Genomic DNA, 13,677 nt, shown 5'->3' with positions numbered 1-13,677 from the left:
ACGGGCATCCGTGTTGCTATTGCCTCGCCATGGCGACGCTGAGCCGCTCCTCGGGAGAGACCAGGTGGTCGGCGTCCTCCTTGCCCAGGTCTATCTGCACCCAGTGAATCTTCCCCGTGAAGACGCTGCCGCGGCGGTCGTAGTCCGCGGACACGGGAGTGCCCGTCTCGCTGCCCACGTCGGTCGTCTCGTCGAGGGAGAAGGTGAAAGGCTGCGTGCGCTCGACGCGGCCCGAGCCCACCGCCTTGCCGTCGTGGAACAGCGTGACGTCACCGCCCTTGCCCACGCCGCCGTCGTCGTACCGGAACTCCATGCGCACCTGGTGCCGTCCCGGAGGCACGGGCTGCGTGGCCTCGGTGTGGTAGGTCTCCAGGCCCGCGAAGTTGTGGGCGAACTTCAGTCGGCCTCCCTTGGCGTAGAGGCTCCAGCCGCCGAACCTGCCGCCCTGGGCGATGATGACGCCCTCGGCGCCGCCATCCGGGATGTCCACCTCGGCGGTGACGGAGAACGACTTGTTCTTCACGCTGATGACGCTGTTCTCGCTCAGCCGGCCCATGCCGCTGAACAGGAGCTGCGACCTGCCGCGGACGAGCTGGGGCCGGCCGGCGAGGTCGGCATTGAGCCGCTCCGCGCCCCGGTCATCGAGCGGCAGCACGTTGTACTTGATGGCCTCGATGAGCCACTGCCGCTGCAGCTCGCGCAGCTTCTCCGGCATCTGCCTGGACAGGTCGTTCGCCTGCGTCCAGTCCTTGCTCCCGTCGTAGAGTTCCCAGACGTCGTCGTCGAAGGGCGGCAGCTCCACCTGTCCCGTCTCCCAGGGCGTGCGGTGCTTCGTCACGGCGGACCAGCCCTTGAAGTAGATGCCGCGGTTGCCGGCGAGCTCGAAGTACTGCACCTCGTGGCGCTCCGGCGCTCGGGCGTCGTCGAAGCTGTAGAGCATGCTGGTGCCTTCCATGGGACTCTGCGTCACCCCGTTCACCATCCGCGGCTCGGGGATGCGCGCGGCCTCCAGGAGGGTGGGGGCCACGTCGATGACGTGGCAGAACTGGTGGCGCAGCTCGCCCCGGGCGTCGATGCCGTTGGGCCAGTGGACGATGGTGCCGTTGCGCGTGCCGCCCCAGTGCGAGGCCACCTGCTTGGTCCACTGGTAGGGCGTGTTCATGGCGTGCGCCCAGCCCACCGCGTAGTGGTTGTACGAGTGGGGGCCGCCGAACTGGTCGATGCGCGCCTGGAGGAACTCCGGCGTCTCCACCCGCGTCAGGCCGTTGAGGGACAGCAGCTCGTTGAAGGTGCCCTGGAGGGTGCCCTCGGCGCTAGCCCCGTTGTCGCCGATGATGACGTACACCAGCGTGTCATCCATCACGCCCAGGTCCTGGAGGGCGGCGAGCAGGCGGCCCACGTGGTGGTCGGTGTGCGAGAGGAAGCCGGCGTACACCTCCATCTGCCGCGCCAGCACCGGCTTCATCTCCGCGGGGACGTCCTCCCAGGCCGGAATCCCCTCGTGGCGGGCGGTGAGCTTCGCGTCCTTGGGGACGACGCCCAGCGCCTTCTGCCGCTGGAGAGTGCGCTCGCGCAGCGTGTCCCAGCCGTCGTCGAACTGGCCCTTGTACTTGTCCGCCCACTCCCTGGGCACGTGGTGCGGCGCGTGGGTGGCGCCCGTGGCGAAGTACATGAAGAAGGGCTTGTCGGCCATCAGCGCCTTCTGCTGGCGCACCCAGGCGATGGCCTTGTCCGTCAGGTCCTCGGTGAGGTGGTAGTTCGGGTCGTCCGGCGGCTCCACGGGGACGGTGCCGTTGTAGAGGGAGGGTGAGTACTGGTTCGTCTCTCCGCCGATGAAGCCGTAGAAGTGCTCGAAGCCGCCGCCGCCGCTGGGCCACGCGTTGAAGGGGCCCAGGGGGCTCGTCTGCCACACCGGCACCTCGTGGCACTTGCCGAACTGCGCCGTCGAGTAGCCGTTGAGCTTGAGGATTTCGGCCAGCGGCGCCTTGGCGTTGGAGCGCACCGAGCTGTAGCCGGGCGGAGGCGTGGCGGCCTCCGTGATGCCGGCCATGCCCACCGAGTGGTGGTTGCGTCCGCTGAGGAGCGCGGCGCGCGAGGGCGAGCACAGCGCGGTGGTGTGGAAGCGCGTGTACTTCAAGCCGCTGGCCGCCAGCTTCTCGAAGTGGGGCGTCTGGCACGGGCCGCCGAAGGCGCTCGAGGCCCCGAAACCCACGTCGTCCAGCAGGACGATGAGCACGTTGGGCGCGCCCTTCGGCGGCCGAATATCCCGGATGGGTGGGAACTTCGCGTTCGGGTCCTTGGCGTCGTAGGTGAGCAGCCCGGAGGGCTGGGTGTCGGGAATGGGCAGGATTTCGCGCGGGATGTCGTCAGGCCGAGCCATGAGTCTTGTGCCTCCGTCCGGGGGGCTGTGTCCGGTGTCGGGGAGTTAGGTCCGTGCCACCCTCCAACCCATCGCCCCATGGCGCCGCGCAGTGTCCCGGGCGCACGGTCAGGGCGGCGCCGCCAGCCGCTCCTCGTACCAGCGCCTTGCGTCGTGGAGCTGGACATGGGTGTCCTCGGGCGTCACCTCCACCGCGCCGGTGATGCCGTCCAGCGTGGCCAGCACCAGGGCGTGGGTGGCGCCGCGAGAGAGGTCCATGCGGCCCTGGAGCTGGAGGTTCTCGTCGGTGATGCGCAGCTCCCGCACTTGGAGGCCCGGCGGGCCCAGCAGCACCCGCCCCGTCACCTCCAGCTCCCGGGCCTGGAGCAGCGGGGCGAGGAAGCGCGGCAGCTTCTTGCTGCCGGTGAGCAGCGCGACGAAGGGGGCCGCGCTGGCGAAGCGGCCGGAGAACCGGGCCTCCAGCTCCGGGGGGGACAGCAACAGCGTGGCCTGGGGAAGGGAGAAGGTGCCGCTCCACCCGCGGAGCGTCGCGGTGTCCAGGTCCGCGGACACCTGGCTCAGCCACAGCGTCGTCCCATCCAGCCCCACGCGCCTTCCCTGGAGCGAGAGCCGCCGTGTGTCGAACTCCGCGGACGCGCGCCCGAGCAGCCGGGTGTCCCCGGCCCGGGCCTCGACGAGGTCGGAGTCCACGGTGAGGCGCAGCGAACCGCGGGCGTGCTCGGAGTCGCCGTGGCCGGAGGCCTTCAGGGTGGCGCTGCCGGAGTCCACGCGGAAGGTCTGGCCCGTCCAGGCGTTGAGCATCCGCAGGTCCACCGGCTTGCTGGGCGCCACGTGCAGCTCCCGCTGGATGACTGGCGCCGCGAGCCCCAGGCGGGGCTCCGCGTGGAAGGTGAGGGCCACCTCGGGCAGCTCCAGCAGCCGCGCGTGGGGCCCGTCGACGTGGACGGAGGAGAAGGAGAGCCGGAGCCGGCCTCGCGCCTCGCCATCCGCGTCCGCCTCCACCGTGCCGTGGACCCGCCAGGGCGCCCGCGCGTGCGCGGGGCCGACCCACAGCTGGAGCGGAGCCCCTTGGGCCTCCACGCGGCTGCCAGGCTCCAGCACCCCCTTCTGGATGCGCACCTCCGCTTCCATCGTGCCGGCGCCCTCTCGCAGGTCCACCCGCGCGTGCGGCGGCAGGCTGGCTCCGAGCCAGTCCAGGGCGAGCAGGTCCGCCTTCGCCTGGAGCCGCCCGCTCAGTCCTCCGAACACCTCCCACCCTTCCGGAGCGCGCCGGAAGGCCTCGAGCGAGAAGTTCGTGGACAGCGACTCCAGCCGCGCGGCCCGGTGTCCCTGGACCTCCACGAAGCCGTCCGTCAGCCGGAGCTGCCCGGCCTCCACCGTGAGCCGCTGACCGGCGATGAGGCGCACGGTGCCCCGAGCCTCCGCGGGGCCGGTGTAGCGCACGGTGCCGACGACGAGCTCACGCGCGGCCTGTACCTCCAGGCCGCGCAGCTCGATGCGCCAGGGATGCGGCTTGGGAGGTTTCGGCGGAGCCTGTTCCCCGGACGGCAGGGGTTCCACCCGCGCACGGACGCCCCGGGCCCGGACTCCCTCGACCACGAGCTGGCGGCGGAACAGGGCGACCACGTCGAGATGTGCCTCCACGTCCTCCGCCTCGACGCGCCAGCGAGCGTGCGCGTCGCGCCGCTCCAGGAAGAAGTCGCGGGCCTGGAGCTGCCCCGGCCACGGCCACCAGGCCCGGCTCCAGCCCAGCCGGGTCCGCGGGGTGGCACGGTGGACGAGCGCCGGGACGAGGGGGGTGTTGAGCGCGAGGTTGAGCAGCACCTCCAGCAACAGCACGCCGCCCATCGCCCAGGCGAGGACACGCAACCACCGGCGCCAGCGCGGGCGGGGCATGCGCGCGGGCGGGGCCATCCGCCCGGGTGGACCTCGGCCGGGGCTCACCAGATGTAGCGGAGGATGAGCTGGCCATAGCTGAGCGTCGGGTCGTCAGACTCGAGCCGCTGGTCCGCCTCGCCAAGCCCGAAGCGGGGCGCGGCGTTCAAGGTGGTCACCGCCCCCAGGCCCACCTGCAGGTTGGGCCTGCCGGAGTAGTAGACGCCGAGTGCGACGGTGCTGGATTTCAAGGTCCTGTCGGGCAGGCCCACCTCGGTCTCCTCTCCAAAGGAGAACAGGTACTCGCCCATCAGGGCCACGGGTACGCCATGGGGCGAGAAGTCCGCGGTGAGCGCGGCCGTGAGGTTGACGCGCGCCGCATGGGTCTTCTGGGTGACGCGGCCTCCGGCCTCCGCGTCGAAGGGCTCGCGCTCCCGCCACCCGTACTCGGCGTTGGCGGCGGCCTGCAGCGAGAACGTCCGGCCGAGGGCCTGGGCCAGGAACGCGCCCCCGTTCACCGAGGTCTCCGTTCTCGGCACGAGGATGAACTCGCCGAGGCTGCCCTGCACCACGTCCTCGAGCGTCAGCAGCGGGTTGTTCAGGATGCCGCTGACGAGCGGGAGGACGGTGACCTCGCTGCCGTCCTCGTAGCCGAAGTTGCCGCGAAGCGAGAGCTGCGTTCCACTGTTCGCGTTGCGCCACACGCGCACGATGGCGCCCGCCTGGCCCACCAGGTTCACCGACGCGCCGTCCACCAGCAGCGAGCGGGTGTTGGCCCCGGTGATGACGGTGCCCCGGGCGAAGCCCGCCAGGCCCAGCCAGTCCGTGACGGCCAGCTCCAGGTCGAGCGTCTGCTGGACACCCGTGAGCAGCACGTCCGTCCTGCCCAGCCGGCCCACGGGCAGGTCCGGCACGTCATAGCGCGCGATGCCCTCGCGCAGGCCCACGTGCGTGGTCACGAAGGCGCTCTGCTGGAGCATGGGAAACAGGAAGGTGTGGCCGCCCAGCCGACGGGAATCGTCGTCGTGGCACGCCGGGGCTTCCGCGACGGTGTCGCGTTCAGCGGCGGACGCATTCTCGGTAGGAGCCATTCCCAGCAGCAAGAGCAGTCCCACAGTGGTCGGTGTCATGGGTGACCAACGTGGGAGGCGTGGCCCGCTGCGACCATCGGACCGAGAGCGGTGCCATGCGTCGACATCCGCGCGTTGTCCCCCCCCGGAGGCCAGACCTCCCTCGTCCCTGCCCGTGTTGCCGCCATGGAGCGCGAGGTCCAGCTTTGCCGCACGGTGACGTCGACATGCGCGCCGTCGAACCCCGGGGAGGCACGCATGCACATGTGGCCGGCGGTGCGACGACGGGTCCCCGGATTGCAACAGCTTCGAGACTACCCGCGTCGGTGGCTCCGGGCGGACGTGCTCTCCGCGCTCACCATTGGCGCGATGCTGATTCCCCAGGGGCTCGCGTACGCGCAGATTGTCGGAGTGCGCCCGGCGGCGGGCCTCTACGCGGGGGTCGCGGGCATGCTGGCCTACGCCCTGTTTGGGCCCTCGCGTCACCTCATCGTCGGTCCCGAGGCGGGTGCGGCCATCATCAGCGCGTCGGCCCTGGCGCTGGTGGGCTCGGGAGCCGACCCGGCCCGTCATGCCTCCCTGGCGGCGCTGCTCGCGTTGCTGGTGGGCGTCGTCAGCCTCCTCGGGGGCCTGCTCAAGGCGGGCGCGCTCGCGGACTTCCTGTCCAAGCCCATCCTGGTGGGCTACATCAACGGGGCCGCCCTCATCATCATCGGCAGCCAGCTCGCGCGGCTGTTCGGGCTGGAGCGCCATGCCAACAGCTTCGCGGGGCAGGTCTACGAGGTGGGGGCGGGCCTCTCGAGGGTCCACGTCCCGACGCTGCTGCTGGGCCTGGGCTCCATCGGCGTGCTCGTGCTGCTGCGGCGGCTGCTGCCCCGGGCCCCCGGTCCCCTCATCCTGGTGGTGCTCACCACGGTGGCGGGCGAGCTGTTCCAGCTCGCGCACGGTGGCATCAAGGTGGTGGGCACCATCTCCGCGGAGCCGCCGGCCTTCGGGCTGCCGTCCGTGGGCTTCGGAGACGTGCGCGCCCTGCTGCCGGCCGCCTTCAGCCTGACGCTCGTCAACTACGCCAGCTCCGTGCTCACGGGCCGCATCTTCGCCGACAAGTTCCGCTACCGGATGGACAGCAACCAGGAGTTCCTCGGGCAGGCGGCCGCCAACCTCGCCAACGCCTTCACCCAGGGCTTCCCGGTGACGGGCAGCGACTCGCGCACGGCCGTCAACGCGACCATGGGAGGGCGCACCCAGCTCGTGGGGGTGCTGGCCTCGGTGGTGGTGCTCGTCTTCGCGCTGTTCCTCACGCCCCTGCTGCGCAACCTGCCCATGGTGGCCCTGGCGTCCATCGTCATCGTGGCGGCCGTGTACCTCATGGACGTGCCCGCCATCGTCGGGCTGTGGCGCGTGCGGCCCGTGGAGGCGGTGCTGGCGGTGGTGACGATGGTGGGCGTGGTGGTGCTGGGCATCCTCCAGGGCATCCTCATCGCGGTGGTGCTGGCGCTGGGAGACCTCATCCGGCGGGCCGCGAGGCCGCACGACGCGGTGCTCGGAAAGAAGGCGGGGATGCCCGGCTACCACGACGTCGAGCGGTACGCGGGCGCCGAGACGATTCCCGGCCTCATCATCTACCGCTTCGACGCGCCGCTCTTCTTCGCCAACGCGCGCCACCTGCGCGAGGAGGCCCGCGCCCTGGTGGCCGGCTCGCTCGCTCCGGTGCGGTGGTTCCTGCTGGATGCGTCCGCCGTGTTCGACCTGGACATCACCGCGGCGGAAGGGCTGGAGAAGCTGCGGCGGGAGTTCGAGGAGGAGGGGGTGACCCTGGTCATCGCCGAGGCCCGCGCGCCGCTGCGCAGGATGCTGCGGCGCTCGGGGCTGGCGGAGCGACTGGGGCCGGAGCACCTCCATCCGACGGTGGAGGCGGCGGTGCGCGCCTTCCTGGAGGAACAGGCCCGGGCCGCCGGACAGCCGCCCCACGCCGCGCCGCCTGCTCCTCCCACGGTGCACTGACGTTGGGGCTTCAGTGCCGGGCTTCCTCGTTGGCCAGGGCGGGGAGCCCAGCGCCCACCACGCGCTCCAGCTCCGCGCTGGCCGCGTTCAGTTCCTCCAGCGCCTCGATGTGGCCGCGCCGGGCCTCGAGCGCCTCGCGGCGCAGCAGCACCAGCTGGAGGAAGTCGAGCTGCCCGGCCCGGTAACCCTCCGTGGCCAGCTCCGCGTTCTCCCGTGCCGCCTCGAGGACTTCACCGGTGAAGGACCGGAGTGCTTCATCGGCCACGCGGCGCCGCTCCATGGCGAGTTGCACCTCCTGCGCCACGCGCCGCTCCATGCCCTCCAGCGCGGCGCGGGCCTGGATGGCACGGGCCCGCGCCGCGCCACGCTCGGCCTGGTTCCGCTGGAAGAGGGGCAGGGTGAGCCCCAGGGTGCCCTGGACGATGTGAGCGTCCTCCTCGCGGTTGTAGGCCACGCCGAGCCGCGGAGAGGGAATGGCCTCGCGAGCCGCGAGCCGCTCTCCCGCCTCGGCCGCGCGCAGCTCCTCGCGTGCGACCACCAGCTCCCTCCGGCCGTCGCGGGCACGTGTCATCCATTGGGACAGCTCCGGGAGCGGGCCGGTCGAGGCCGGCTCCAGCGTTCCCTGGACGGCCACGGACTCGTCGGCCTCCAGCCCCACCAGCAGCATCAGGGCCCCGAGCGCCACCTTCCGCCGGCCCTCGGCCACCAGCCGCTCACGCCGGGCACGGCCGGCCTCCACCCGAGCCGTGTTCACCTCGATGCGCGAGGCATCTCCCTCCCGGTAGCGCTCCTCGGCGGCCTGGAGTGCCTGGCCGGCCAGCTCCACCGCCTCGGCCGCGAGCTCGACTTGCGCCCCAGCGGCCAGCGCGCGACCGAAGGCCTCACGCACCTGGGCCACCAGGGACACCCGCTGCGCAACGAGCCGGGCCTCGGCGGCGATGTGCAGTGCCTGTGCTTCCTCCCTGCGTGCCGCCCGCTGTCCACCCACCTCCACCGGCTGGGTGAGGGACACGCCATACTGCATCGTGCTGTCGCCTCCGTCCCGACGGGGCCCCAGCGCGGCCTCCAGTTCCGGGTTGTTGCGCAGCAGCAGGCTCGCGCCGGCCTGCCGCGCCCGGGCCGCACCGACCTCGGCCTCCACGGCTCGGACGTCCGGGTTCCTCTCCAGGGCAAGGCGCAGCGCCTCGTCCAGCGTGAGCGCGCGCTCCGCCGCATGGGCAGGCAGCGCGACCAGGAGCACCCACGCCAGCAGGAGGACACCGCTGCGTTTCTCAGAGCGCGGCATGGACCGGCTCCTCCTTTTCGTCGGCGGGGTCGCCCTCGGTCCCATCCACAAGCGCTTCACTCTCGCCCCGTCCTCCCCGGGCGGCGCCGAAGACCGAATACAGCACGGGCAGCACCAGCAAGGTCAGCAGCGTCGAGGACAGGATTCCGCCCACCACCACGGTGGCCAGCGGCCGCTGCACCTCCGCGCCAATCCCCGTGTTGAGCGCCATGGGCAGGAACCCGATGGCGGCCACCGCGGCCGTCATCAGCACGGGCCTCAACCGCGAGAGGGCCGCCTCCCGAATGGCGTCGCTCGGAGCATGGCCACGGTCCAGCAGACCGCGCACGCGAGAGACGAGCACCATGTCTCCCAGCACCGACACCCCCGAGAGCGCGATGAAGCCCACCGCGGCGGAGATGGAGAAGGGCAGGCCGCGCAGCAGCAGCGCCAGCACGCCGCCCACCAGGGCGAAGGGCACGCCCGCGAAGATGCGCAGCGAGTCGAGGACGCGCCGATAGGTGAGGTGGAGCAGGAGGAAGATGAGGGCCAGCGCGGCGGGCACCACGATGAGCAGACGCGCCTGGGCCCGTTCGAGGTGCTCGAACTGTCCGCCGAAACGGAGGTAATAGCCCGCCGGCAGCTCCAGCTTCTGCTCCAGCGTGTGGCGCACCTCCTCGACGAAGCCGCCGAGGTCCCGGTCTCTCACGTTGGCCTGGACGACGATGCGGCGCTTGCTCCACTCGCGCTGGATGGTGGTAGGGCCGGACACCTCGCGAATGGAGGCCAGACGCCCCAGCGGGACGCGCTCTCCGCCCGGCGCCGTCACCGGCACCGTGGCCAGCCTCGCCGGGTCGTCCCGGTACTCCTCGGAGAGGCGCACGGCCAGGTCGAAGCGCCGCTCGCCTTCGCGCACCTCGCCCACGGTCCGTGTGCCCACCGCCTCCACCACGTCGAGCACCGCGCGAGTCGGGATGCCGTGACGCGCAACCGCCGCCCGATCCACCGTCACCTCCAGCACGGGCTGGCCCGTCACCTGCTCCACGGTGACATCGGCGGCGCCTGGGATGGCCCTGACGAGGCCCTCGATTTCACGGGCCTTGGCCTTCAGCACGTCGAGGTCGTCTCCGAAGAGCTTGATGCCCACGTCGCCGCGGACGCCGGCAATCATCTCGTTGACGCGCATCTCGATGGGCTGGAGGAAGGCCATGCGCATCCCGGGCAGGTCCGCCAGCTCCGCCTTCATCTCCGCCACGAGCTCGTCCTGCGTGGTGGCCCGCTTCCACTGCTCCCGTGGCTTCAGGGTGATGAAGACGTCGGACAGCTCGATGCCCATCGGGTCCGTGGCCACCTCGGCTGTGCCGGTGCGCGTCCACACGCGCCGCACCTCGTCGGGGAAGCGCGCGAGGAGCACCTTTTCAATCTGGCTTCCGTAGCGCACGGACTCGGTGAGGGACACCTCGGCCAGGCGCACGGTGTTGATGACGAGCGTGCCCTCGGACAGGCGGGGAACGAACTCGCTGCCGAGCTGCGTGGCGGCGACAGCCGCGCCCACGATGAGGAGCCCCGCGCCGGCGAGGACGGCCCGGGTGTGGCTGAGAGCCCATTCGAGGACCGGCTGGTAGCAGCGCTTGAGGAAGCGGACGAGGCGCGGCTCGTGGTGACTCCGCACGCCACGCTTCAGCGCGAAGGAGGCCAGCACCGGCATCAGCGTCATGGAGAGCAGCGCGCTGCCCAGCAGGGCGAAGATGACGGTGAGCGCCATGGGGCGGAACAGCTTTCCCTCCACGCCTTCCAACGCGAGGATGGGCAGGTACACCACCATGATGATGAGCTCACCGAAGAGGGTGGGCTTGCGCACCTCGACGGCGGCATCCCGCACCACCTCCAGGAGGGTGCGCTCCCCTCGGGCCTCGGCGAGCCGCCGCTCCGCGTTCTCCACGAGGATGACGGAGGAGTCGACGACGAGTCCGAAGTCGATGGCCCCCAGCGACATGAGCGTGCCGGCGATGCCGAAGCGCAGCATCGCGTTGAAGGCGAACAGCAGCGACAGGGGAATGGCCGCCGCGACGATGAGCCCCGCGCGCCAGTTGCCCAGGAAGCAGAAGAGGACGGCGATGACGAGGAGCGCGCCCTCCAGGAGGTTGGTGCGCACCGTGCGCAGCACGTGGTCCACCAACTCGGTGCGCTCGTAGACGGGCTCCACCGTGACGTCCTGGGGCAGGGTGCGCTTCACCTCCTCGAGCCGCCGGGCCAGCGCCTCCGTCACCGTGTGGGAGTTCTCTCCCACCAGCATGAAGCCCAGGCCCAGGACGGCCTCGCCCTCGCCGTCCGCCGTGGTGGCGCCCCGGCGGATTTCATGGCCCACCTCCACGCGGGCCACGTCGCGGATGCGCACCGGCACACCGTTGTGCGCCGCGACGACGACGTCCCCAATGGCGTTGCCGTCCTCCAGCACGCCCACGCCGAGCACGAGGCTCGCCGCGCCCCCGCGCTCCACCACGCCGCCCCCCACGTTGCCGTTGTTCTCCTCCAGCGCCCGGTAGACGTCTCCCAGCGAGAGGTTGAACTGCCGCAGGCGGCGCGGCTCCACGACGACGTGCCACTGCTTCTCCTCGCCGCCCCAGGCGTTCACCTCCGCCACGCCGGGCACGCTGCGCAGCTGGGGCGCGATGACCCAGTCATGCAGGGTGCGCAGCTCCTCGAGACTCTTCGTCCGGCTCTTGACGAGATAGTGGAAGACCTCGCCCAGGCCCGTGGCCACCGGGCCCAGCGAGGGGCGCTCGATGCCCGCCGGAACTTGCACCCGGCCCAGGCGCTCGGCCACCTGCTGCCGCGCGAACCACAGGTCCGTGCCGTCGCTGAACTGGAGCGTCACCTGCGATAGGCCGAACTTGGAGATGGACCGCAGCTCGCTGACGTGGGGCAGGCCCGACAGCGCCTGCTCGACGGGGATGGTGAGCTGCCGCTCCACCTCGATGGGGGTGAGGGCCGGCGCGACGGTGTTCACCTGCACCTGCGTGGGCGTGGTGTCCGGGATGGCGTCGATGGGCAGCGCGCGGAAGGCCAGCAGCCCCGAGATGACGAGGGCCAGGGTCGCGAGGAGGACGGCCCACCGGTGCGCCAGCGACCAGTCGATGACTCGGGTCAGCATGGCGGCTACTCGCCCCCTTCCGTCTCGCAGCACCCCGCGCCAATGGACTCCTTGAGGATCTCCGTCTTGAGGAGGAAGGCGCCCGTGGTGACGACCTCCACGCCAGGAGAGAGCCCCTTCACCACCTCCACTTCCTCACGGCCGCCCGCGCCCAGCTCCACCGCGACGGGCTCGTAGAGGCCCGGCTCCTTCTTCACGAAGACGAGCGTGCGGCCCTCGGCGCGCTGGATGGCCTCGCGGGGCACCAGCAGGGCCTCGTGCTCGGCGGCCACCTGCACGCGGGCCCGGAGGAAGAGCCCCGCCTTGAGGGAGCCCTCGGGATTGGGCAGCTCCACGCGAGCGCGCACGGTGCGGGTGGCGGGGTCGACGGAAGCGCCCACGCGGGTGAGGGTGGCCTCGCGCGTCTCGCCGGGCATGCTCTCGAAGGTGAGGGTGACCTTCTGGCCCGCGCGCACCGCGCCCGCGTCCGCTTCGGGCACCTCCAGCAGGGCCCACATGGTGCTCAGGTCCGCGACCTGGAGGAGCGTCTGTCCCGCGCCCACGTGCCGGCCGGGGACGGCGTCACGGGCCACCACCGTGCCGGAGAAGGGCGCCGTCAGCACGTACGTGCCCTGCTGGCTGGTGACGGAGGCTCCCGCGGCCGTCAGGGACGCGCGGGCCGCGGCGCGCTCGCCCTCGGCGGCGGCCACCTCGGCCTGGGCCTGCTCCAGGCTCTTGCGTGCACTGATGCCCCGCTCGACGAGCGTCTGCTCGCGTACGAGCGCGGCGCGAGCCGCCTCCAATCGCGCCTGGGCCGCGGAGAGGCGCCCCTGGTCCGCTCCCACGGCGCCGGACGTCACCACCGCGAGGGGCTGACCGGCCTTCACCTCGTCGCCGACGTCCACCCGGACTTCCAGCACCAGCGCCTCGCTCCGCGCCGACAGCCAGGCCAGCCGGTTGTTGTTGAAGTCGAGCTGGCCGACGACGTCCAGCGTCCGGGCAAAGGGCCGCTTCTCCACGCGCCGCGTCTGGATGCCGGCCTCGCGGACCGTCTCGGCGGAGGCCAGGCGGACGCGCGTGCCCGGCTCGGGGAACGTGGGTGGCTCCGCGCCCGCGGCCTTCACCAACTCTGGATGGCAGTACGGGCAGACGGACTCCGGGAAGCCGTGCTCGCGGCAGTAGTCCCCCACCTCGATGTACTTCGCGACGAGGGAGGGATTGCATTTGGTGCACTTGGATTCGGGGACCGCGTGCTCCTTGCACCAGTCCTTCGGCGCGGTGGACCGCGCGGTGAAGGTGAGGTCCGGGTGGCACTGGAAGCACTGGGACTCGGGCACCCCGTGCGCCTCGCACCAGTCGTCCTGCGCCTTGAAGACGTCGATGAGGTCCGGGTTGCACCGGGTGCACAGCTCCGCCGGCACCCGGTGCTCGCACAGCTTCACCTGTTGGGCGGATGCGCCTCCCGCGGCGGCCGGAGGCGGAGCGGACTTCTCCGCCGCGGCGGAGCTGGACTCCTTCGAGCAGCTGGCGCTCATGACGAGCAGGCACGCCAGCACCACCGGGCCGATACGGGAGGCAGACATCTACTTCACTCCCTTCTTGGCCAGGTCCGGGTGGCAGATGGAGCACTGGGACTCGGGGCGGTCGTGCTCGGGGCACCAGTCGCCCTTGGACTTGAAGACGGCCGCCAGCTTCGGGTTGCAGCGCGTGCACAGGGTCTTCTGAACGCCGTGCTCACACTTCGGCTTCTCGGCCTCGGCCGTCTGGGACTTCTCGGCGGGCTTGGGCTCCTCGGCCAGGGCCGGGAGGACGGGGACGGCCAGGAGGGACACGACCACGGACAGCGTACGCAGCGAACGCATGAGGGAACTCCAGCCGGGGCCGTCGCCCACGGCGGTGAATGCCCGCGCGAGAGTGCGCGGGAAGACGGACATGACGTCAGGCGGAGAAG

8 protein-coding genes are annotated in these 13,677 nt (G+C 71.6%); 1 reads left to right on the top strand and 7 read right to left on the bottom strand.

Translation table 11 applies throughout. The features are described from left to right. Positions 1 to 16: 16 nt before the first annotated feature. From HG543_RS07090 to HG543_RS07080, 3 genes are all read right to left on the bottom strand, one after another. Complete coding sequence (locus HG543_RS07090; RefSeq protein ID WP_169343921.1) at positions 17 to 2,380, bottom strand: arylsulfatase; 2,364 nt, start codon at positions 2,378 to 2,380, stop codon at positions 17 to 19. 108 nt (positions 2,381 to 2,488) lie between these two features. Further along, entirely contained in the window at positions 2,489 to 4,249 is a 1,761-nt protein-coding gene (locus tag HG543_RS07085) for an AsmA family protein (RefSeq protein WP_169343920.1), read from the bottom strand. 71 nt (positions 4,250 to 4,320) lie between these two features. Continuing rightward, on the bottom strand, positions 4,321 to 5,385 hold the full coding sequence (locus HG543_RS07080) for a hypothetical protein (protein WP_169343919.1): 1,065 nt from the start codon (positions 5,383 to 5,385) through the stop codon (positions 4,321 to 4,323). A gap of 198 nt (positions 5,386 to 5,583) precedes the next feature. Between HG543_RS07080 and HG543_RS07075 the strand changes: the two genes are divergently transcribed. Next, positions 5,584 to 7,329, top strand: a complete 1,746-nt coding sequence (locus tag HG543_RS07075) for a SulP family inorganic anion transporter (RefSeq protein ID WP_169343918.1) — start codon at positions 5,584 to 5,586, stop codon at positions 7,327 to 7,329. 10 nt (positions 7,330 to 7,339) lie between these two features. Here HG543_RS07075 and HG543_RS07070 read toward each other — a convergent pair whose 3' ends face one another. The 4 genes from HG543_RS07070 to HG543_RS07055 are packed head-to-tail and all read right to left on the bottom strand — an operon-like array spanning position 7,340 to position 13,588. Further along, a complete protein-coding gene (locus tag HG543_RS07070) occupies positions 7,340 to 8,614 on the bottom strand; it encodes a TolC family protein (RefSeq protein ID WP_169343917.1) in 1,275 nt (424 codons plus the stop codon). Further along, on the bottom strand, positions 8,601 to 11,747 hold the full coding sequence (locus tag HG543_RS07065) for an efflux RND transporter permease subunit (RefSeq protein WP_169343916.1): 3,147 nt from the start codon (positions 11,745 to 11,747) through the stop codon (positions 8,601 to 8,603). Before HG543_RS07065 ends, HG543_RS07070 begins: the two co-directional genes overlap by 14 nt. Positions 11,748 to 11,752: 5 nt before the next feature. Beyond that, positions 11,753 to 13,309 (bottom strand): efflux RND transporter periplasmic adaptor subunit, encoded by a 1,557-nt coding sequence (locus HG543_RS07060; protein ID WP_169343915.1) that lies wholly within the window; start codon positions 13,307 to 13,309, stop codon positions 11,753 to 11,755. Next, positions 13,310 to 13,588 (bottom strand): hypothetical protein, encoded by a 279-nt coding sequence (locus HG543_RS07055; protein ID WP_169343914.1) that lies wholly within the window; start codon positions 13,586 to 13,588, stop codon positions 13,310 to 13,312. It lies immediately after the preceding gene. Positions 13,589 to 13,677 lie beyond the last annotated feature (89 nt).

This window comes from Pyxidicoccus fallax, from assembly GCF_012933655.1.
Lineage (GTDB): Bacteria > Myxococcota > Myxococcia > Myxococcales > Myxococcaceae > Myxococcus > Myxococcus fallax.
The sequence above is the reverse complement of the archived record's forward strand: the minus strand, read 5'-3'. Positions and strand labels throughout refer to the sequence as shown.